Source organism: Rhodococcus sp. JCM 9793 (genome assembly GCF_055380405.1).
The window spans coordinates 1,774,266-1,793,810 of sequence record NZ_AP043721.1; the positions used below are offsets into that span (position 1 = coordinate 1,774,266).

Below are 19,545 nucleotides of genomic sequence, written 5' to 3' on the forward strand. Positions count from 1 at the left end.
GGACGGCAGCGCAGGTGTGTCGATGACGAGGTCTATCGGCGACGACTTACGAACCGGGCGAGCGACAGTGCGGCGAGTACGAACATCACCGAGATCAGACTGAGGATTCCGGCGAGGGCTGCGAGTTGCGCGTGATCGCCGCCCTCGTAGAGATCGACGAGCGTCGAACCGACGACCGGGTTCCGGGAGCCTGCCAGGATCGCGGCGGCGTTGACGTCGCCGATGATGTGGACGAAGAACAGTATTCCGGCCGAGACCAGGCCGGGCGCCATCAGCGGTAGCGTCACCCAGCGCAGCGTGCGACTCTCGCCGTGGCCGGAGGTGAAGGAGGCGTCGGTGAGGTCGTTACCGACGCGGGCCAGCGCGTCGGAGGCCTGCAGCACTGCCTGGTAGAGGTAGACCGCAATGAAGGCGACCAGCAGCAGCCAGCGGGTGTTGCCGAGCCGGAACGGATCACCGGCGAAGGCGAGGACGAAGGCGACGGCCAGCACGATGTGTGACATGTTGCCGGGCAGCTTGAGTACGCCGTCGGCGGCCCGGGCCAACCACGATCGACTGCGGTATAGGTAGAGCGCGGCGAATACGGCGGCAAGGACTCCGACGATGCTACCGACGGTGCCCAGCCAGAGGCTGTTGCGCAGAGCTTCGCCGGCCGGTCCGCTGCTGGAGAGGAGCGCGCGATAGTTCTGCAGGCCGAGTTCTCCCCACTTTACGTCCGGGGTCCAGTAGCTCTGAACGGAGACGAAGAGGATCGCGGTCAGTGGTACCAGCGACATCATCAGCAGATAGCCGAGCATGCCGACGCGCGCGACGGGCCGCCAACGTCCCAGTGCCACCACCGAGTTGGACTGTCCTCGAGATGAGATCCGGGCGTAATTCCCGTTGCGGACGCTACGCGTCTGGAGAATCCACACGACGCCGATCACCATCAGCATCACCAACCCGAGCAGCAGGGCGCCGCGGGTGTCCGGAGGATAGGAGAACTTCATCGACTGCACGATGCGGGTGGACATCACGTCGATGCCGGATCGGGTACCGAGGATGCTCGGCACCGAGTAGATGCCGAGGCAGACCACCGTGACGAGGAAGACTGCCGACAGCGCGGCCGGTTTGATGGCCGGTAGCGTCACTGTGACGAAGGTGCGCAGCGGTGAAGAACCCGACATGCGAGCCGCTTCCTCGAGCGCGGGATCGAGGGAACGCAGCGACGCGGCCAGCGGCAGATAGGCGTAGGGAACCATGTATGCGGTGTACGCGAGAATCACTCCGTACCAACTGAAGATGTCGAACGGGCCGCTCTCCATATGGATACCGAAGAAGCCCAGTCCATCACGGAACAAGACGTTGGCGAATCCGCTGTTGGGGGAGAGAAGGAAGGTCCAGGCGATCGAGCCCGCAATCGGCGGCACGAGTAGGGAGGCGATGGGGAGGAGTTCGCCGATGATCCCGAAGCGGGCATCGGTCCGTTCGTTCAGCCATGCGAGCATGCCACCGATGACCAGGGCCAGCGGACCTGCGGTGAACAGAATGATCGCCGTGTTGATGATCGCGGAACGGGTGCGCGAGTCGGTGAAGACGCGTTCGAGGTCGCTGAAGCCGATCACGTCGCCGTTGAGCACGAACGTGCGCCAGACCATGATGGTCAGCGGATAGAGCAGCAGTGCGCATAGGACGAGGGTGACCAGAGCGGTGACCGAATGAAGCGGCCGGTGGCGAATCTGCTGCGCCCAGCGTACATATCGAGCCGGTGCGCTCGGCCGGGTAGATCGGTCCGGCTCAGGCGACGACGCGGGGCGGTCCGCGACCGACGACGGCGTGCTCACCGGTGATCCTGCTCGGTGACGGTGGTCAATTCCGTGCCGTCCATGAGCCAGCAGTTGGCCGCATCGAAGCTGACCCACACCGTCGTGCCGAGCTCAGGCGCTGGAGTGTCGCTGGGACGCCACACCTCGATCGACTCACCGGCGAGGTCGACCTGGATCCGTACTTGTGCGCCGCCGAAGACGACGTTGCGCACGGTGCCGGAGTGGACATTTGACTTCGTGACGGGCGGATCCTCGGTGATCCGGATCGACTCGGGGCGAACAACTCCGAGCACATGACTGCCGATCGGAAACGTGCGGTTCGAGACGCCGAGCATCGGGCCGAGGGCCGACTTGAACTCCACGGTGTCGCCGTCGACTCGGGTGGCCGGCCCGTCGAACTCGTTGGTTCGTCCGACGAAGTTAGCCACGTAGCGGTTGGCCGGGCGCAAGTAGACCTCTTGGGGCGGAGCGAGTTGCTCGATCACTCCGTCGCGCAGGGTGGCGATCCGATGCCCGAGTTCCATCGCCTCGGTCTGGTCATGGGTGACGTACAGAGCGGCGAACCCGAGTTCCTGCTGCATCTCGAGCAGGTCGCCGCGGAGCTGATCACGGACCTTGGCGTCGACGTTGGACAGTGGTTCGTCGAAGAGGACGAGGTCGTTGCCCGCCACGAGGGCACGGGCAAGTGCCACACGCTGTTGCTGACCACCGCTCAGCTGGCCCGGATACTGCTGCGCCAGATGCCCGACCCCGACGAGTTCGAGCACGTGTGCGACCCGTTCGGCGACGGTCGCCGTGCCCAGGTGACGTCGACGCAGTGGGTAGGCGACGTTCTTGAACACGGTCATATGCGGCCAGAGCGCGTAACTCTGGAAGACGACGCTGACCGAGCGCCGTTCGGGCGGGGTGAGCACACCTTGTGTGGAGGAGAAGACGGTGTGGCCGCCGATGTCGATCTCGCCGCTGTCGGGTTGCTCGAGTCCGGCGACGCAGCGCAGCAGTGTGGTCTTGCCGCAGCCGCTCGGACCCAGCAGCACCACGAACTCGCCGGCGTGAACCTCTAGCGAGATCTCGTCGACCGGCGTGATCGTGGCTCCGTCCCGCCGCTGGAAGCTTTTGCTGAGATTGCTGATCGCGACCACGGCCGGACCGGTGGACGTCATTGTGTCCATGGTCTCGGGCACCTCGATTCGGGTTGCCTGATGTGATGAGAGGCAATCTATTTGACGACACGGCCGGGGTGGAACGACGTTGTGCCGATCAATGGGATCGAGGTCGGGCCCGATCCGCTGTCGTTATGACACGTCGTCGACTGCAGTGGCGGACATGGCGGTCAGCTCCGCGACCAGGTGGCGGCGGATGACCTTGCCTGTGGGGGTGCGGGGCAGATCGTCGACGAAGACGACATCGTCCGGGGTACGGGAGCCGCGCACTTGTCGTCGGGCCCAGCTCCGGACTTCGTCAGCGGTCAGGCTGCTGCCGGCGACCCGGACCACGGCCGCGGTGATCCGCTCGCCCCACTCGTCGTCGGGGAGGCCGACGACAGCGACGTCGGAGACGTCCGGGTGGGTCAGGACGGCATCCTCGACCTCGGCGGGCGCGATGTTCTCGCCTCCTCGGATGATCGTGTCGTCGGCTCGTCCTTCGATGAACAGGTAGCCGGCACGGTCGAGGCGTGCTCGGTCGTTGGTGGGGAACCAGCCGTCGTCGTCGAGGACCGATCCATGCTCCAGATACTGCCCCGAGACTTGGGCGCCGCGGACCCAGAGCAGACCGGTCGCTCCGGGCGCGGCGGGTGTGCCGTCCTCGTTGCGGAGCAGGACCTCGATGCCGGGAACGGGACGTCCGACGGAGGTGAGCCGGCCCCGGACGGCCGGATCGTCGGCGGCCAACGCTGCGCGGTGATCGTCGGGGCCGAGGAGCGCGATCGTCGAACTGGTCTCCGTCAGACCGTATGCATTGACGAATCCGGTATCGGGAAATGCGACCAGGGCGCGTTCGAGGACCGGTAGAGGCATCCGGGCTCCGCCGTACGCGATAGATCGCAAGTCGGGGGTGCCGGAGGGTGCGCCGTCGAGATGGTCCACGACCCTCGTCAGCATGGTGGGAACCACCATGGCGCTGCTGATCCGCTCGGTCCGGACCAGGTCGAGCCAGGCTTCGGGCGAGAAGGAGGCCAGGTAGACCATCCGGCGCCCGGCATAGACGTTGGTGAGGATCGTTCCCATGCCGGCGATGTGGTACGGCGGGGTGCTGACCAATGCGGCGTCGGTTGCGCCTGCGTTACCCAGGTCGACGGTCTGCAGCACGTAGGAAATCAGGTTGGAGTGCCTGAGCAGCACTCCCTTGGGGGCCGACGTGGTACCGCTGGTGAAGAGGATTACCGCCACTGCCTCCTCGTCGACCTCGGCGGACACGCCTGATGGTTTTGCGGCGACGAGGCGAGAGGTGAAGTCGTCGACGGACATTGCGGTGATCTCGGTGCCGGCGAATGTCCCCAGGTAACTGTCGTCGGCGACGACGACCGGCCGGTCGAGGCGTCGTACCAGAGCAAGGAGTTGATCGCCGGGCAGTCGGTAATTGAGCGGTGCGATGGGGAGTCCCGCCCAGGCGGAGGAGAAGGCCAGGACAGGCAGCGGCGGTCCGTTGGTGCCCACGAACACGACCGTTCCCGCGTCGAGGTCCGTGAGTACTCGGCTGCCGCGAGCGGCTTGTTCTCTCAATTCGAGGTAGGTGGTGCCGTCGTGTGAAGGGCCGAGGGCTATGCGGTCGGGGTGGCTGATGTTTGCCATGTCAAGGATCGTTGTCAGATTCATGCGGGCCTCCGGAGGCGTTCGGGGTGTGGCATGGACGTAATAACCTCTAAACATAGACATGTATAGATGTTTTGTGTACGTTTGCGCTAGCCGTTGGGGGCGGCATTGACCATTCCGTGTGGCACGTGAGCCACCCGTATCGATGAGGACCATGCGATGGCCTGGGATTTCTCCACCGACCCTGATTTCGAACAGAAACTCACCTGGATGCGGGAATTCGTAGAGCGGGAGATCCTTCCGCTGGAGACACTCGGTGAGCGCTTTCGTGGGCGCGAGGGGCGTGCCGACTACCTACGTTTGATTCAACCGCTCAAGCAACAGGTCAAGGATCAGGGGCTCTGGGCCGCTCATCTCCCCTCCTCCATGGGAGGAGCCGGCTACGGTCAGGTCAAGCTCGGTCTGATGCACGAGATCCTCGGACGCTCACACCTGGCCCCTCACATCTTCGGCAACAACGCCCCTGACTCCGGCAATACCGAACTGCTGGCCTTGGGAGCGACCGAACAGCAGCGCAAGAAATACCTCGAACCGCTCCTGGCCGGCGAGCTCACCTCTAGCTACTCGATGACCGAGCCCGGCGCCGGCGCCGACCCGAAACTGATGGCTGCCACCGCCTCCCTCGACGGCGACGAGTGGGTGATCGACGGGCACAAGTGGTTCATCACGAATGCTGCGCTGGCCGACTTCCACATCGTGATGGTGCGAACCGAATTCGGTGAGGACGTCCGCCCGCACAAGGCCTTCTCGATGATCCTGGTGGACTCGGGGACTCCGGGCCTCGAGGTGGTACGCAATATCCCGACGATGGCCGAGCCGGACGTCCGTGACGACGACTACGGCGGTCACGCCGAGGTGGTCTACCGCAACGTCCGCGTGCCCGAGGAGAACCTGATCGGCGAGCGCGGCGGCGGATTCGCTCTCGCACAGGGCCGTCTCGGCCCCGGCCGGATCCACCACGCAATGCGTTGGGTAGGACAGAGTCAACGTGCTTTCGACATGCTCTGCGAGCGGGCCGTGAGCAGAAATGCCCACGGATCGTTGCTCAGCGACAAGCAGATGATCCAGGACTGGGTCGCCGAGTCGTATGCGGCGATGCAGGCTGCGCGTCTACTCACCCTGCAGGCGGCGTGGCGGATGGATCGCCTCCACGACGAGGGGCGTCCCTACAGCGACGCCCGCCTCGACATCGGCATGATCAAGTTCTGGGGCGGCCGCGTTCTCTACGACGTACTCGACCGCGCGATCCAGGTCCACGGCGCATTGGGCTACTCGTCCGACCTCCCGCTCGAGTACATGTACCGCCGCGCGCGCGCCGCCCGTCTGTACGACGGCCCGGACGAGGTGCACAAGGTCACCGTGGCCCGACTGCTGATGCGAGAGTACGAGCCGCGTGAGGTTCCCCGCGAGCACGTGCCCACCCGGCGGGCCGATGCCGAGAAGAAGTTTTCCACCCTCCTGGAGCAGGTCGCGCTCAACGCATGAGACGTTGTGGTTGGGACGCAGGAATCTGATGCGAGGAGTCGGGCACATGAAACAACCCACCGGAGTCGAAGGCGAACGCGTGCGACGCGGCAACCCGACGTTGCTGAACCCGCTGCCGCAGCGTATGCGTCCGCTCAAACTCGCCGAGGTGCTGGCGCGCGCGATTGTGGAGGCGATGCTCGACGACGGCGTCGAGCCGGGTGATGTGCTGCCCTCCGAAGTCACGATGATGGCGAACTACGGCGTCGCCCGGACCACCCTGCGCGAGGCGCTGCGAATACTGGAAGCGCAGGGACTGGTCGTGGTCAAACAGGGCCGCGGTGGCGGACCGGTGATGGCAGCTGTGGACGCCTCGGACCTGGGGCGTACCTCGGCGCTGTACTACCGGCTAGCGGGCGCGACCTACCGCGAACTGGCCGAGTCGAAGGTCGCGCTCGAGCCGTGGTTGGCCGACCTCGCTGCGCGGCGCTCCGATCCGGAGGAGGCGCGCAGCCAGCTGCTGGCCACCTTCGGGGAAGGGGATCCGGACGCCGATGATGCTGTACAACCACGCGGAATATGGCGTGCCACACCGCAATTCCACGAGACAGTCTACGCGCTGAGTGGGAACCTCGTGCTGAGTACCTCGGTGAGTGCCATGTCGGCGATCTTCCGTGAGCAGGTGCTCGGAGCGATCGACCTCTCGTCCAAGCACGACGACTTCTTCGACGCTCATCGCCAGATCGCGGCGGCAATCATCGAAGGTCGTCCCGAGGACGCCCATCGACTCTCACACGAGCATCAACAGGACATCAACGACTACTGCGAGGAGCGGGTCCCCGAACTCCTCGATCGAGTCATCGAATGGCGCTAAGCCGCACCGACGCGGCCAGGGGCGAGGTGAAAGGACTGGAGTGAGCACGGAACTTGATCTGGCGATGCTGCTGCTGCGGGTCGCGTTGGGAGTCATGCTCATCGCGCACGGCGCGAACAAGATTCTCGGTACCGGTGGGATGGATGCGACCGCGGGCTGGTTCGAATCGCTCGGACTGCGTCCAGGTCACCTTCATGCCAGGCTGGCATCATTTACCGAGATCGGCGCCGGCGCACTGATTCTGGTGGGGCTGGCCACCACTGTTGCCTCCGCGGCCTTCATAGGTCTGATGCTGGTGGCGACCTTCACCGACCATCGCGGCAAGGGCTACTTCGTGTTCAATGGCGGATGGGAATACACCGTCCTGGTGGCTGCCGTGGCTGTCGTGCCCGCCCTGGTGGGCCCGGGCCGCTGGTCGCTCGATCACATGTACGGCGTGGACACCTTCGGTTTCGGTTGGGCGTGCGCCGCCGTCGCCGCCGGTGTGTTCGCAGCCGCCGGCCTGATGGCCACCTGTTACCGACCGCAAACCACGTAGGCAGTGCGGCATCTTCCGCAGTGCCAATATCAGGACGAGATGGAAGGCAAGCTATGACTGCACAGCTCGAGACCGATATCCAGCACGATTTCCGTCAGGCAATGGCCTCGGTAGCGACTCCGGTATCCGTCGTGACCACAACGTGGGACGACGAACACTACGGAGCAACCGTGAGTGCGTTTTCGTCGCTCTCCATGGACCCACCCATGGTTCTGGTCTCGCTCGACCGGCGTTCCGCCTTGCTCACGGCAATACGTTCTGCGGGAAGGTTCGGCCTCAACATCCTGGCGGTGTCGCAGGCATCGACCGCGTTGCAGTTTGCCTCCAGCCGGGGTGTCGGGAAGTTCGACGGCGTTGTTTGGCGACCGGATGCGGGGCTTCCCCGACTCGATGGCGCTCTGAGCTGGCTGGCATGCGACCTGGTCGAGCTGGTACAAGGCGGGGACCACGTCATCGCGCTGGGTGCGGTGGCGTCGGTGGAGACCGGTGAGGGATTCCCGCTGACCTATCACCGGAGGATCTTCGGTACTCACCTCGCGTTGTAGCCGAAGGAAACTTTCCCGCTCAGTAAAAGTTTCTGCCCGCAATAATTGCCATAGAGAACAAGGTGTGATCTTCTTGATCTATGGCCTCAGTCACATCTGTACAGATCGAGAATCGTGACACCGCTGTCGCCGGCGTTCTCGATGCCTGGGTACGCGCTGCTCGGGCTTTCGCTGCCGCAGGGGTATACCCCGTGGCCACCGGAATTCCCGGTGTCCAGCTCGACCGCCCCGCTTACACGATGCTCCGTGAACTCGATCAGCGCGGACCTCGTCGGCTCGGAGATCTGGCGTCGGCAAGCAATCTCGGTGTCTCACACGCCAGCCGCCTAGTGGAAGGTCTCGTCCGGGAAGGTTTGGTGGAGCGCACTATTCCGACGGGAGATCGCCGCGTGACGATCCTGGCGGTGACACCAGAAGGCAGTCGAGTTGCAAGTAAGGTCGAGCGGCAGTTCCGCGGCTTGATCACTGATCGTCTGGCTGGATTCGACGAGCGGGAGATCATCGACTTCGCAACGTTGTTCCAGCGTTTCGCCGGCGAACTCGTTACGTGGTCCGGCGCGACGTCCCGCGGAAGTGAATCGGAGGCAAGCGCTGCTGGGTAGGGGGCATGTATGACGATGCCTACCTCCCCATCTGACTTCCTTCTGTCCTCGTAGTTCCATCACCTGTTTTACCTTCCTGCACAAGCCTTCTCGATCCTGGATGGCTTGACGTAAATTGCAAACCGGATATTCTATGCATATATCGAAGCAATGTTAATGATTGCCTAGGAGTGGTCATGACTATCTTGCAAAACACCCCTGAAGACGTCGCGATGGACACTGTTCCGCGCCGTTCGGGAGGGCATCGCTCGGTGCTGGGCCGCGCCGCAGTGGTGATAGATGCGTTCGACGACGGACGTGCGCTTTCCCTCGATGACCTGACCGCACGCACCGGCCTTCCTCGTTCCACCGTCTATCGCCTGGCCGAACAGTTGCGTGATGTCGGCTGGATCGAACGAGTCTCGGCCGGCTACCGAATCGGCTTGCGCCTCTTCGAGGTCGGTGGCCTCGCTGCAGATGCGACGAGACTGCGGACGCAGGCCTGTACCTGGCTTTTTCAGGCGCAGCAGCAGTGTGCCCAGATCGTGCACCTGGGCATCCTGGACGGCGACGAGGTCGTCTATATCGATAAGGTCGGCCCGGCACGCAGTGACGTACCAACGCGTATCGGTGGCCGTTTGCCGGCCTACTGGACCGCGGTTGGCCGTGCAATGCTGTCCGCGCAGCCGGAGGAGGCGTGGCAGCGCATCCTCGCTGATACAGCTACCATCTTCGCTCGCCCGGGCGCGCCCAGCCTGAAGTCGATTCTGGAGACCGCGCGGCGAACCGGGATCGCTAGTGACTTCGGTGATTCCGTCAGAGGACTGGCATGTGTCGCCGCCCCGATTATCGCCTCTTCGGGGGTCGTCGGCGCTGTCTCCATCACTGGGCCGATCAGCACCAACAGGGCAACACTTCAGGTGCATGCGCGCATCGTCAAGCAGACGGCCGAGTCAATTGCGAGCTGCCTGATTCCCGCGGTACCGACCAGTCGGGGCGGCGGAGTTCGGGGCGCCGGCGAACTCCAGGAGCCGGTACAGGCCGATCTGGCCGGTTACGTACGCGCGTTGTGACGTACGACCCGCGAATCAGCCCGCGACCCATTCGTCATCCGGTCCCGGACATCGGGCGGTTGACATATCCGTAGGTGCTATCCACCTCGACTTATCCACTATCGCTTGGAGGTTCGTCACCATGGTCTGTCCTTCCGAGGCCGTTCGTGTCAGCTTGGATGCCAAGCTGGCCGAGTCGTTCCGCAGGGGCACCGAGTTACCCGAGGGTTGCCGAATCGAGATCGCAGACGACCGGCTGTGGTTTCTTTTTCCGGAGTCGGACTTCATGCTCCAGACCCGGCCTGCAGATGAGCTCGATGTCGTCCACTTGATCTTCTCGGTGGCCGTTCGTGCGCCCGAGCCCTCCCTGGAGACCTGGTGGGACAAGTGGTCGATATCGATCGACCGCGGCGACCAGGTCGAAGTGGCTCGTCGGGAGATTCTGGCCGGCCGAAAGATGATCCTGCGTATGCTCGAAGAGCGCTTCGGCGCCAGATACCACAGCGAGGGATCTGCGGTACGAGTAGGCGAGTGAGACGACCCGGTGGCCGAAGGTTCGGCCACCGAGAGCGAATCAGACGTGGTGGCAGGCGACGTAATGGTCGGCGTCCACCTCGCGCAGCAGTGGCTCCTCTGCCGCGCACTGATCCGTAGCAAGCGGGCAGCGTGTGCGGAAGCGGCATCCGGACGGAGGGTTCAGGGGAGAGGGAAGGTCGCCCTCGATCGTCGGGGTCGCCTCGGCTTCGCCCCGGAGGACGTCGGGATCGGGTATGGAAGACAGCAGCAGACGCGAGTACGGATGCCGTGCTTGGTTTTCCATGTCTCGGCTGGGCGCGATCTCGCACACCTTTCCCAGATACATCACCATCACGCGGTCGCTGATGTTCTTGACCACGGCCATGTTGTGGGCAATGAAGATCATGGTCAGGCCGAACTCGGTCTTCGTCTGCTCGAGTAGGTTGAGAATCTGTGCCTGAACCGAAACGTCGAGGCTGGACACCGGCTCGTCGCAGATGAGCACTTTCGGCTCGAGCATCATGGCGCGCGCGATGCACACGCGCTGGCACTGACCGCCCGACAGTTCGCCGGGCAGGCGATCCCACACCATGTCCGGATCCAGGCCGACCGCGCGCAGCAGTTCGCGTCCCCGTTTCTCCAGGGCCTCTCTGTTCTGCCGTCCCCACATTCGGGGCCCCTCGGTCACCAGGTGCTTGACCTTACGACGTGGGTTCAGTGATGAGATGGGATCCTGCATGATCATCTGCATCTTGGCCCGAAACTTGCGTAGCGCAGCCGAGCTCAGCGTCGTCAGTTCCGTCCCGTCGATCTCGACACTGCCTGTCTTCGGGGCCGGCAGCTGCATCACGGCCCGGCCGGCCGTGGACTTGCCGCAACCGGATTCCCCGACGATTCCGAGAGTCTCGCCCGGCAACAGATCGAAGCTGATGTCGGATACCGCGAACACCGTCTGATGACGACCAGCGGGAAACTCGACCACCAGGTTCTCGACGGACAGCACAGGCTTGTCGTCCTTGCGCAGATGTGCAACTCCACTACCGGCCATCAGATTTTCTCCACTTCCAGCACGCGATCGTCGACATCTCCAACGCGGGGCATTCCGAGCTCGGCCACACTGAGACCGCCCAGGGGGAAGTGGCAAGCCACTTCATGTGGATGGCCGACCGCGCCGGTGCCCGAGGACGCATCCAGGCCGGGCACGACTTCGCGGCATTTCTGTTGCGCGTATTTGCAGCGGGACGCGAACGCGCACCCCTCAGGTGGTCTCGTCATGTCCGGCAGGCCACCGTCGATGGATTCGAGTCGTGTGTGAGGTTCCTGTTCGAGGCGGGGAACCGCCGCGAGCAGCGCCTCGGTGTAGGGATGCCGCGGGCGGGCGAACAACTGCTGGGTCGGGGCGGTCTCGACGATCCGGCCTGCGTACATCACTGCAACCCGGTCGGTCTGCCCGGCAACGACTCCCAAATCGTGGCTGATCAGGATGCCTGCCATGTGCATCTCCGACCGCAGGGATTCGAGCAGCTCGAGGATCTGCTTCTGGACGGTCACATCGAGGGCGGTGGTGGGTTCATCGGCAATGATCAGCTTGGGGTCGCAGGCCAGGGCCATCGCGATCACCACTCGCTGGCGCATGCCGCCCGATAATTCGTGGGGGTACTGGTCGATGCGCCGGGTCGGTTCGGGGATCCGGACCTTGCGTAGCAGTTCGATCGCCCGCTCGCGCGCCCGCGCCTTGTCGAGCCCGAGATGGGCGCGCAAGGACTCGGTGATGTGCGTGCCGATCTTCTTGAATGGGTTGAGCGCCGACATCGGGTCTTGGAACACCATCGCGATGTCGTTTCCCCAGAGCTGTTGCTGCTCCTTGCGGGTCAGCGTCTGCATGTCGTGGCCTTCGAAGAGCACTTGCCCCGTGACTGTGGTGTTTCCGCCGTGCGAGACGAGTCCCATGATGGTCTGCCCTAGCACGGACTTCCCGGACCCCGATTCGCCCACGAGTCCCAGTGTCTCGCCGGCCTCGATCTGGAGGCAGACCTGCTCGACTGCTCTGAGCCGGCCACGCTTGGTGCGGAACCGTGTGGATACCTCTTTTACCGTTAGCAGCGGGGCTTCGTGTGTCACAGTTTCACCTCCCGAGTACCGCCGGTGCGCTTCTGCGCTTTTTCACCGACGAGGTTGAGCGAGAACACCGTCAGGAACAGGAACAGGCCAGGAACCCAGACGATGTGAGGATGTTGCTCGAAGACGGTTCCCTGACCCTCCGAGATCATGTTTCCCCATGTCGGGGTCGGCGGTTGGATACCCAGCCCGAGAAAGCTGAGCGATGCTTCCGCGACGATCATCGCTGAGATGAGAACCATGCCCATCGAGGCGAGGGGAAGTGCGACGTTGGGTGCGATCTCTCGCAGCATCACCCGCAGCCGAGTGGCGCCCATGGCCCTGGCTGCCAGAACGAACTCTCGTTGGGAGAACACCAGAGTGTTGGCTCTGGCTATCCGCGCCATGGTGGGTATCGCGAGGATGGACAACGCGAACGAGATGTTGCGCAGGTTCGGTTCGAGGACGGAGGCGAGTGCAATCAGCAAGATCAGCGAAGGAACAGCGAGCAGCGAGTTCGTGAGCACCCCGACGATCCGGTCGATCTTGCCACCGAAATAGCCGGCGACGATACCGATCGCGCCACCGACGATCATTCCGAGCAGCACTGCGGAGAGTGCGACTGCCAGCGAGTACCGAGCCCCGTAGATCGACCGGGCGAGCAGGTCGAGACCGAAGTTGTTGGTGCCGAGTGGGTGTGTGGAGAACAGGCTCGGCTGGGCATAGCTCGCCGAAGTGAGCGTCTTGGCGGTGTCCTCGTGCTCGGCCAACGGCATAAGCGGGGCGAGCAGAGCCATCGTGATCAGTACGGCGAGCCATGCGCAGGACAGGATGAAGGACAGGTCGAAGTCGGATCCGAATCTGGCCAGACCGAGTCTTCGCACGCCCATGTAGAGCGCCACGAGACCGGCCAGGATGACCAGCACGCGGGCCACCGTGATGAGTGACGGAGTCAACCCGAGTCCGACTGCGAGCACGCCCACTACGGTGAGGACGGCCCCAGCGCGGTACAGATTTCGCCGTTCGCCTACGTCCGACGGTTCGGCTACGGCTTCCGGGCGTGCGTCGTCCAGGGCCGTGGTGGTGTCGGCAGGCATCTCGATAGTCGTCTCAGACATGGGCTCGTCTGCTCCTTGGGTCGAGGTATCCATAGGCGATGTCGATGACTCCGTTGGCGACGACGTAGACGGCGGCGATCACCAAGACAGCCCCTTGAACCATCGGTATGTCTCCTTGCTGCGCCGCGCGGACGATGAGCGTGCCCATTCCTGGCAGCGAGAACAAGGTCTCGACGATGACGGTGCTGCCGATCATCGAGCCGATGACGACGCCGATCATCGTGATGAGCGAGAACGAGGACGGCCGTAGCGCATCGCTGAAGAGCAATCGGGTATTCGACATGCCCTTCGCCTTCGCTACGAGGATGAAGTTCTCCTTCAATGTCGACACCAGGTCACTGCGCAGGATTCGAGTGAACATCGCCATTTCGAGCAGGCTGATGGTCAACGCGGGCAGAAAGGCGTGGTAGAGGTTCTGGCCCAGACCATCCGAGATGCGCACCCATTGCGAGCGCGGGAACCAGCCGAGGTAGTTGACCATCACCATGATCAGCAGGAGGCCGGCCAGGAAGCTGGGGACCGACAGGACGCCGAACGTGCCGGCGCTGATCACGCGGTCGATCCATCCGCCCTGGTGCCGAGCGGAGTACATCGCCAGCGGTATCGACACGGCGATCGCCATCACCAGACCCATGAGGGCCAGCTGCACGCTGACCGGAAGTGCCGCACCGATGCTGTCGGTCACCGCGCCCTGTGGCGGAACCATCGAGTTACCCAGATCGCCCTGCAAAGCCCCCGACAGCCACCCCCAGTATCTCGTGAGGAACGGGTCGTCGAGCCCCATCGCCTCGCGAGCCTGTGCGTACTCTTCGGGCGAGCGGCCCTCACCGAGAACGGCGACCGACGGATCGCCAGGGATGAGCGATACGAGGGCGAACGTGCCGAGACTGACGATGAAAAGTACGACGACCAGTTCGATCACTTTCTCGATCACTGTTCGCGCCACCGTGTCACCGCCTCCTTCCTCTGTTCATGAGTGTCCGAAGCCTGCTATCAGCTGAAGGTGAGTACGTCGGATTGTCCCGACGGATTACATATCACTACCTGACCAGGTGCGAATCGAATGTAGCTTTCGGCATCCGTGAAGTCGGGCGCACATGTCCCACTGAATGGCATCGATTTCCTCCATCCTCGGTGAGGCGCTCGGTGTCCTCACGGGTGGCGGCAGAAGCTGTGTGCAGAGCGGACCCCGAGACGAGAATTCTGGGCCGAGGCCTCGCGATGTGACTGACGGATGACACCGCAGTACTCGGCTGCCGGTGTCGAGACCGTTCCGGCGTGAGTGTTCTCGATGATGCGCTGCCTCGCCGGAGCGGTATGGATGAAAGGCCTGGTGATCAGCGCTTTCGTTCACGGATGCGCTGGTCTCGGACGTCTGCGGTCCGAGTGCGCCGGCAGTGGTGCCGACCGAATACTGCGGATCCGGCACCGATGACCTCAGGTGGGATTCGCGGTTGCACACGTCTTCGGCAAGTTACCTGGCGGTGGCGGTGGTATCGGTGTCGGTGGCGTTTCATCGGCCTCGGGTGCGTAGCCGTGGGTCGATTGCGGTGCCGCGGACCGTAGCTGCGGTGTTGTACGCAGGGGTGATGATGCGGTACGCATTGGCGATGCCGCTGTACGCATTGTCGGAATCATCGGTTCGGCAGTGGTCTGTGATCTCAGTGGTGGCCAGGGTTGCTTTCATGGGCGAGCCGGTCGAGTTGAATTCATGAGAAAGTCAAAAATACTTGTGGCACAACGTAATTGATGTCTAGAGTCGGCGGCGAGGCGGGCCGCGCACCGCAGGCTCACGTCATCGGCACAGGATCGACGACAGTGCTGTCAGGGCAAGGGTCGACCGTCAACCTAGGAGGTTGTTCATGATTGGGAACTCGAAGAGGGTTGGCCGAATACTGGCGATGGTCGCGGTCGGTGCCGTCGCCCTCGCCGGCTGTGCAGCCACCGACGGCTCCGACGATTCGGGTGGAGAGTCCGCATCCGAGCCCAAGGCGCTGGCCTACGGCATCGTCGGCGACCAAGGAGATGGTGGGGCGCCGGTGAAGGGTGGCACCCTCACCTTCGCTGGGCTCGCGCCGGTCACCAACCTCGATCCGACGCTGACACAGGCCACCGGCTCGACCGGTGGTACCGAGATGGCAGCCGTGTACGACGTTCTGATGCGGTTCGACATCGAATCGCAAGCCTTCGAACCTCGGCTCGCGCAGTCGATGGAGGCGAGCGACGATCATATGACGTGGACGATGAAGCTGCGCGACGACATCACGTTCAGCGATGGAACTCCACTCGATGCCAACGCGGTCGTCGCCAGTATCGACCGGTACAACACGCAAGGTGGTGCGCACTCGCAGCTCTATGAAGAGGTCGTGACGAGCACGGAGGCAGTGGACCCGTCAACCGTCGTGTTCACCTTGAACCAGCCGTGGCGAACCTTCCCTGCCATGCTGTCGTACGGGCACGGCATGATCGTGGCGCCGACCTCTCAGCAAGGCGACACGTTCACCCCCATCGGGGCAGGCCCCTTCACAGTCGTCAGCCTGCAACCCCAGCAAGAGCTGCAGCTGGCGGCTCGTCCTGACTACTGGGGCGGTGCCCCGAACCTCGACGGTCTGAAATTCGTCGCCATCGCAGGCGACCAGCCCAAGGTCGACGCGCTCCGGACAGGCGGAATCGACATGGCATATCTCAGCAACGCCGAGACTGTGACGGCCGCACTGGAGGAATTCCCGGGTTACACAGAGGCCTTGAGTCTGAAGATGGTCGGTCAGCTGAATGCTGCCGAGGGACGTCCGGCCGCGGATCCACGCGTCCGTCAGGCGATCGCATACGCCGTCGATCCCGAAGTGCTCGACCAACGTGTGCGTGAAGGCGAAGGAATGCCCGGCACGGAGATGTTCCAGTCGTGGTCGGAGTGGAACAGCGTCCCTGGAATCGAACCTTCGCAGGAGGAGGCCACACGACGGCTGGACGAGGCCAAAGCCGACGGGTACGACGGCAAGATCACGTTCCTCAGCGTCAACAACCCCGACTCCCAGGAATTGGCACTGGCGGTACAGGCCCAGATGAACGCCGTCGGATTCGATACCGCCGTCGAGTACGCCAGCAGCACCACCGACCTGGTCAAGCGCCGCTACGTGGACCGCGACTTCGACATGAGCTTCGGTGCGTACAGCCTCTCGGATGTGGACCCCGAGATCCGGTTGTTCAGCGCGCTGCACAGCGAATCCACGAACAACATCATGAGCTACGCCAATCCGGAGATGGACGAGCTGCTCGCCGATGTGCTGTCGGCCCCTGACGACGAAGCCAAGCGCGCCGCGCTCGGTGAGGTGCAGAGCCTCGTCAACACCGACCAGCCATTCATCGTCTGGGGCGCCAGCGTGGGCTTCGTTCCGTGGGCGCCTGATGTCTATGGTGCCACTCCGTCCACCGATGGAATCATTCTGCTCGATGAGGCATTCATGACGAACTGACACCGAACGTCGGAGACGAGGCAGTCCCGGTCACTTCTGTGGCCGGGACTGCCTCGTTTCATGCATGTTTCAGATCCCGATGTCACGGGGTGGGACTGAGCTAGTGAAACCGGCCCTGTTCCACTGCTACAACTCACATGTAGCCGACGCGCATACGTTTCGCCGAACCGAGGAAGGGGGTCGAAATACCTTATGAGCAAATCGGATTCATTGAAGGAGAATCAGGCTGATCTGGGGCGTGGCTGGCCGCGGATCGTCGACTTCTCCACTCACTTCAGCGGTCCGATGGCGAGTCGCGCGCTAGTTCAATTCGGCGCCGACGTGGTGAAGGTCGAGAACCCGCGTGGTGGAGACGGCAACCGTCAGATCGGCAATTCGTTCGGCACCACTTCGGACGTGCACCATGCTCTCAATGCGGGCACCCGTAGCGTTGCGCTGGATGCGCGTTCTGCGGCTTGGCCACTCGCCGTCGATGCCCTTGCTCGGTGGGCCGATGTCGTGATCGTGGGCGCGCGCCCGGAGGACGCCCGCAAGCGCGGTGTGGACGTCGAGACGCTTCTGGCTGTCAACCCCGGACTGGTGTACTGCTCCGTGACCGGGTACGGCGACGACGGTCCGTGGTCGGGGATGCCGGCCCACGGCCTTCAGCCCGATGTCATGGCCGGACTCGTCGAGGTCGAGTGGCACGACGGGATGCCCCGGGTGCCGGCCTCGTACCAGGCGCACGGCACCGCGCTCGCCGGAATCTGGGCGGCCCTGGGGATCCAGGCGGCTCTTCTCAGGCGGCTGCGGGGAGGATCCGGCCAGGTTGTCACCCTCTCCATCTGGGAAGCAGCTCTGTCGTGGATGTGGCGAGAGGCGCAGGCCGGACTCAATGATCTTCCCTCCCGCCCCGACTTCCAGGCGATGGGTTCGCGCTATCGGATGTATGCCTGCAGCGATGGGCGGGTGCTGTTGGTCTGCCCCATCGAGCGCAAGTACTGGGAACGCTTCGTCGACATCGTGGGACTTCCGGAGTCCTATCGGGCGACCGGTTCGTGGGAGCGCGGCGCCGACTACGGGGCCGACCGCGACGACGAGACCGCAGTTGTCGCACAGGCTCTCGTTGCCCGTCCAGCCCACGAGTGGGAAGCGCTCTTCGCTACCGCGGGAGTCCCTGCCGCGATGGTGCGAACCGTTCGGGAGGCGGTCGGTACCGGCCACGCCCGGCACCTCGGCGTGAGCACTCGTGTGGTCCTTGCCGAGGGCACCTACACTGCCCCTTTGACCCCGGTAGCCGTAGTCCCAGTGGACGGCGGATATCCGGGCGTCGAAGTGATGGCCCGCCGCCGCCGGGAGCGGGGAATCGGCCTCGCCGCGGCTCCGGAACTCGGCGCCGATACCGCAGGTGTGCTCGCCGAGCTCGGACTCCACGACCTGGTAGTAGAACCCGAGACCGTACCTGCCCATCGAGCCGATTAGCTCCGTCTGAACCAATCAAGGAAGAAGGAAGGTCAATGCGCAAACTGTTCAGCGTCGACGATCACATCGTCGAACCGCGCGACACCTGGACTTCGCGGGTTCCCGCGCGGTTCAAGGACCGCGCCCCACGTGTTCTCGAGGACGAGAACGGTGCCGAGTTCTGGATGTATGAAGACACTCGGCATACCTACCTGGGTCTCAATGCCGTCGCCGGCAAGCCTCAGGAGGAGTGGGGCCGGGAGCCCATGCGATTCGAGGACATGATCCCGGGTTGCTATGACGCGGCTGCTCGTAAGAAGGATTTCGAGATGGCCGGAATCATGTCGAGCCTGAGCTTCCCGACACTGCCGCGGTTCGGGGGCGCTCTGTTCATCAACTTCCAGGACAAGGAACTCGCAGATTACTCAGTGAGGGCCTGGAACGACTTCATGTACGACTGGCACCTCGTTGCCCCCGAGATGTATGTGCCGATGGCAATCATCCAGCTCTGGGACATCGAAGCTGCGGTCAAGGAGATCAAGCGCAATCTTGCGCGTGGCTTCCGGGCGATCACGATTCCGGAAGAGACCAGTAACCTCGGTCTGCCGTCCTACTACACGGATTACTGGAACCCGATCTGGGAAATCTGTGAGGCCGAGGAAATTCCGGTCTGCATGCACATCGCGTCCAGTGGCTGGAAGGCGTACCGCCCGCCGGAATCGTCGGCCGCCCTCGAGATTGCCCTGAGCATGACGCAGACCATCACCCACGCCGTCGGCATGATGTACGGACCGGTGGCCCGGAAGTACCCGAAGATCAAGCTCGTGTACTCGGAGGGTGGCATCGGTTGGGTGCCGGTCACTCTCGAACGTGCCGACCGCCAATACGGCCTGCACAAGTACTGGGGTGACCTGGATCAGAGCTTGACGCCGTCGGAGATCTGCAAGCGCAACATGTGGTTCTGCATGATCGACGAGCCATACGGTCTGGCGAATCGTCACGAGATCGGTCTGGATCGCATCTTCTGGGAGTGCGACTACCCGCACGCCAACTGCATCTGGTCAGAGACTCAGTCGACGGTCGAGGAGCTCTTCAAGGATGTTCCTGACGACGAAGCGGAAATGATTCTCTACAAGAACGCAGAGAAGATGTTCAACTGGACGGTCCCCGAGATTCCGGATTGGGTTCGCGACGCGCAGATCCCGACCTTGGTCTCCAAGTAAGAACGG

At 63.5% G+C, this 19,545-nt stretch carries 18 protein-coding genes; 10 read left to right on the forward strand and 8 right to left on the reverse strand.

Annotation, left to right across the window (positions count from 1 at the left end):
* Positions 1–32: 32 nt before the first annotated feature.
* The 3 genes from ACZ46K_RS10565 to ACZ46K_RS10575 form a co-directional block, all read right to left on the reverse strand.
* Positions 33–1,823, reverse strand: a complete 1,791-nt coding sequence (locus ACZ46K_RS10565; protein ID WP_464748106.1) for an ABC transporter permease — start codon at positions 1,821–1,823, stop codon at positions 33–35.
* The gene (locus ACZ46K_RS10570) at positions 1,820–2,968 is read right to left on the reverse strand and encodes an ABC transporter ATP-binding protein (RefSeq protein ID WP_464748108.1); all 1,149 of its coding nucleotides are present in this window, start codon (positions 2,966–2,968) and stop codon (positions 1,820–1,822) included. The genes ACZ46K_RS10565 and ACZ46K_RS10570 overlap by 4 nt, the downstream gene beginning before the upstream one ends.
* A 132-nt stretch (positions 2,969–3,100) precedes the next feature.
* Complete coding sequence (locus tag ACZ46K_RS10575; RefSeq protein ID WP_464748110.1) at positions 3,101–4,621, reverse strand: class I adenylate-forming enzyme family protein; 1,521 nt, start codon at positions 4,619–4,621, stop codon at positions 3,101–3,103.
* A gap of 156 nt (positions 4,622–4,777) precedes the next feature.
* Here ACZ46K_RS10575 and ACZ46K_RS10580 point away from each other — a divergent pair, with 156 nt between their 5' ends.
* From ACZ46K_RS10580 to ACZ46K_RS10610, 7 genes are all read left to right on the forward strand, one after another.
* On the forward strand, positions 4,778–6,103 hold the full coding sequence (locus ACZ46K_RS10580; protein ID WP_464748112.1) for an acyl-CoA dehydrogenase family protein: 1,326 nt from the start codon (positions 4,778–4,780) through the stop codon (positions 6,101–6,103).
* A 46-nt stretch (positions 6,104–6,149) separates the two neighbouring features.
* Positions 6,150–6,956, forward strand: a complete 807-nt coding sequence (locus ACZ46K_RS10585; protein ID WP_054804772.1) for a FadR/GntR family transcriptional regulator — start codon at positions 6,150–6,152, stop codon at positions 6,954–6,956.
* A gap of 40 nt (positions 6,957–6,996) precedes the next feature.
* Positions 6,997–7,494, forward strand: a complete 498-nt coding sequence (locus ACZ46K_RS10590) for a DoxX family protein (protein ID WP_464748114.1) — start codon at positions 6,997–6,999, stop codon at positions 7,492–7,494.
* Between the two features lie 53 nt (positions 7,495–7,547).
* Positions 7,548–8,039 (forward strand): flavin reductase family protein, encoded by a 492-nt coding sequence (locus ACZ46K_RS10595; protein WP_054804773.1) that lies wholly within the window; start codon positions 7,548–7,550, stop codon positions 8,037–8,039.
* A gap of 80 nt (positions 8,040–8,119) precedes the next feature.
* On the forward strand, positions 8,120–8,641 hold the full coding sequence (locus ACZ46K_RS10600) for a MarR family winged helix-turn-helix transcriptional regulator (RefSeq protein WP_464748116.1): 522 nt from the start codon (positions 8,120–8,122) through the stop codon (positions 8,639–8,641).
* A 176-nt stretch (positions 8,642–8,817) separates the two neighbouring features.
* The gene (locus tag ACZ46K_RS10605; RefSeq protein WP_464749281.1) at positions 8,818–9,693 is read left to right on the forward strand and encodes an IclR family transcriptional regulator; all 876 of its coding nucleotides are present in this window, start codon (positions 8,818–8,820) and stop codon (positions 9,691–9,693) included.
* 121 nt (positions 9,694–9,814) lie between these two features.
* Positions 9,815–10,207: a hypothetical protein gene (locus ACZ46K_RS10610; RefSeq protein ID WP_054804777.1), complete on the forward strand. Its 393-nt coding sequence runs from the start codon at positions 9,815–9,817 to the stop codon at positions 10,205–10,207.
* A gap of 39 nt (positions 10,208–10,246) precedes the next feature.
* On the opposite strand, the gene ACZ46K_RS10615 is transcribed toward ACZ46K_RS10610, so the two are convergent.
* The 5 genes from ACZ46K_RS10615 to ACZ46K_RS10635 form a co-directional block, all read right to left on the reverse strand.
* Positions 10,247–11,236 (reverse strand): ABC transporter ATP-binding protein, encoded by a 990-nt coding sequence (locus ACZ46K_RS10615; protein ID WP_054809487.1) that lies wholly within the window; start codon positions 11,234–11,236, stop codon positions 10,247–10,249.
* Positions 11,236–12,309, reverse strand: coding sequence for an ABC transporter ATP-binding protein (locus ACZ46K_RS10620; protein ID WP_464748118.1), 1,074 nt, complete (start codon positions 12,307–12,309; stop codon positions 11,236–11,238). Before ACZ46K_RS10620 ends, ACZ46K_RS10615 begins: the two co-directional genes overlap by 1 nt.
* Positions 12,306–13,403 (reverse strand): ABC transporter permease, encoded by a 1,098-nt coding sequence (locus tag ACZ46K_RS10625; protein WP_054804778.1) that lies wholly within the window; start codon positions 13,401–13,403, stop codon positions 12,306–12,308. Before ACZ46K_RS10625 ends, ACZ46K_RS10620 begins: the two co-directional genes overlap by 4 nt.
* Entirely contained in the window at positions 13,396–14,349 is a 954-nt protein-coding gene (locus ACZ46K_RS10630; protein ID WP_054804779.1) for an ABC transporter permease, read from the reverse strand. Before ACZ46K_RS10630 ends, ACZ46K_RS10625 begins: the two co-directional genes overlap by 8 nt.
* A gap of 567 nt (positions 14,350–14,916) precedes the next feature.
* Complete coding sequence (locus ACZ46K_RS10635) at positions 14,917–15,090, reverse strand: hypothetical protein (RefSeq protein ID WP_464748120.1); 174 nt, start codon at positions 15,088–15,090, stop codon at positions 14,917–14,919.
* 175 nt (positions 15,091–15,265) lie between these two features.
* On the opposite strand from ACZ46K_RS10635, the gene ACZ46K_RS10640 reads away from it, so the two are divergent.
* The 3 genes from ACZ46K_RS10640 to ACZ46K_RS10650 all read left to right on the forward strand — a co-directional run bounded on the left by ACZ46K_RS10640 (position 15,266) and on the right by ACZ46K_RS10650 (position 19,539).
* On the forward strand, positions 15,266–16,876 hold the full coding sequence (locus ACZ46K_RS10640) for an ABC transporter substrate-binding protein (protein WP_054809485.1): 1,611 nt from the start codon (positions 15,266–15,268) through the stop codon (positions 16,874–16,876).
* A gap of 192 nt (positions 16,877–17,068) precedes the next feature.
* On the forward strand, positions 17,069–18,337 hold the full coding sequence (locus ACZ46K_RS10645) for a CaiB/BaiF CoA transferase family protein (protein WP_054809484.1): 1,269 nt from the start codon (positions 17,069–17,071) through the stop codon (positions 18,335–18,337).
* Positions 18,338–18,372: 35 nt separating this feature from the next.
* The gene (locus ACZ46K_RS10650) at positions 18,373–19,539 is read left to right on the forward strand and encodes an amidohydrolase family protein (protein ID WP_054804781.1); all 1,167 of its coding nucleotides are present in this window, start codon (positions 18,373–18,375) and stop codon (positions 19,537–19,539) included.
* The last annotated feature ends 6 nt before the right edge of the window (positions 19,540–19,545 follow it).

What these genes read in the sequence shown, in the direction of transcription:
- ACZ46K_RS10570 (WP_464748108.1), bottom strand. Translation starts at nt 2,968, where the DNA reads ATGACGTCCACCGGTCCGGCCGTGGTCGCGATCAGCAATCTCAGCAAA.
- ACZ46K_RS10575 (WP_464748110.1), bottom strand. Translation starts at nt 4,621, where the DNA reads ATGAATCTGACAACGATCCTTGACATGGCAAACATCAGCCACCCCGAC.
- ACZ46K_RS10580 (WP_464748112.1), top strand. Translation starts at nt 4,778, where the DNA reads ATGGCCTGGGATTTCTCCACCGACCCTGATTTCGAACAGAAACTCACC.
- ACZ46K_RS10585 (WP_054804772.1), top strand. Translation starts at nt 6,150, where the DNA reads ATGAAACAACCCACCGGAGTCGAAGGCGAACGCGTGCGACGCGGCAAC.
- ACZ46K_RS10595 (WP_054804773.1), top strand. Translation starts at nt 7,548, where the DNA reads ATGACTGCACAGCTCGAGACCGATATCCAGCACGATTTCCGTCAGGCA.
- ACZ46K_RS10600 (WP_464748116.1), top strand. Translation starts at nt 8,120, where the DNA reads ATGGCCTCAGTCACATCTGTACAGATCGAGAATCGTGACACCGCTGTC.
- ACZ46K_RS10605 (WP_464749281.1), top strand. Translation starts at nt 8,818, where the DNA reads ATGACTATCTTGCAAAACACCCCTGAAGACGTCGCGATGGACACTGTT.
- ACZ46K_RS10610 (WP_054804777.1), top strand. Translation starts at nt 9,815, where the DNA reads ATGGTCTGTCCTTCCGAGGCCGTTCGTGTCAGCTTGGATGCCAAGCTG.
- ACZ46K_RS10615 (WP_054809487.1), bottom strand. Translation starts at nt 11,236, where the DNA reads ATGGCCGGTAGTGGAGTTGCACATCTGCGCAAGGACGACAAGCCTGTG.
- ACZ46K_RS10625 (WP_054804778.1), bottom strand. Translation starts at nt 13,403, where the DNA reads ATGTCTGAGACGACTATCGAGATGCCTGCCGACACCACCACGGCCCTG.
- ACZ46K_RS10635 (WP_464748120.1), bottom strand. Translation starts at nt 15,090, where the DNA reads ATGAAAGCAACCCTGGCCACCACTGAGATCACAGACCACTGCCGAACC.
- ACZ46K_RS10640 (WP_054809485.1), top strand. Translation starts at nt 15,266, where the DNA reads ATGATTGGGAACTCGAAGAGGGTTGGCCGAATACTGGCGATGGTCGCG.
- ACZ46K_RS10645 (WP_054809484.1), top strand. Translation starts at nt 17,069, where the DNA reads ATGAGCAAATCGGATTCATTGAAGGAGAATCAGGCTGATCTGGGGCGT.
- ACZ46K_RS10650 (WP_054804781.1), top strand. Translation starts at nt 18,373, where the DNA reads ATGCGCAAACTGTTCAGCGTCGACGATCACATCGTCGAACCGCGCGAC.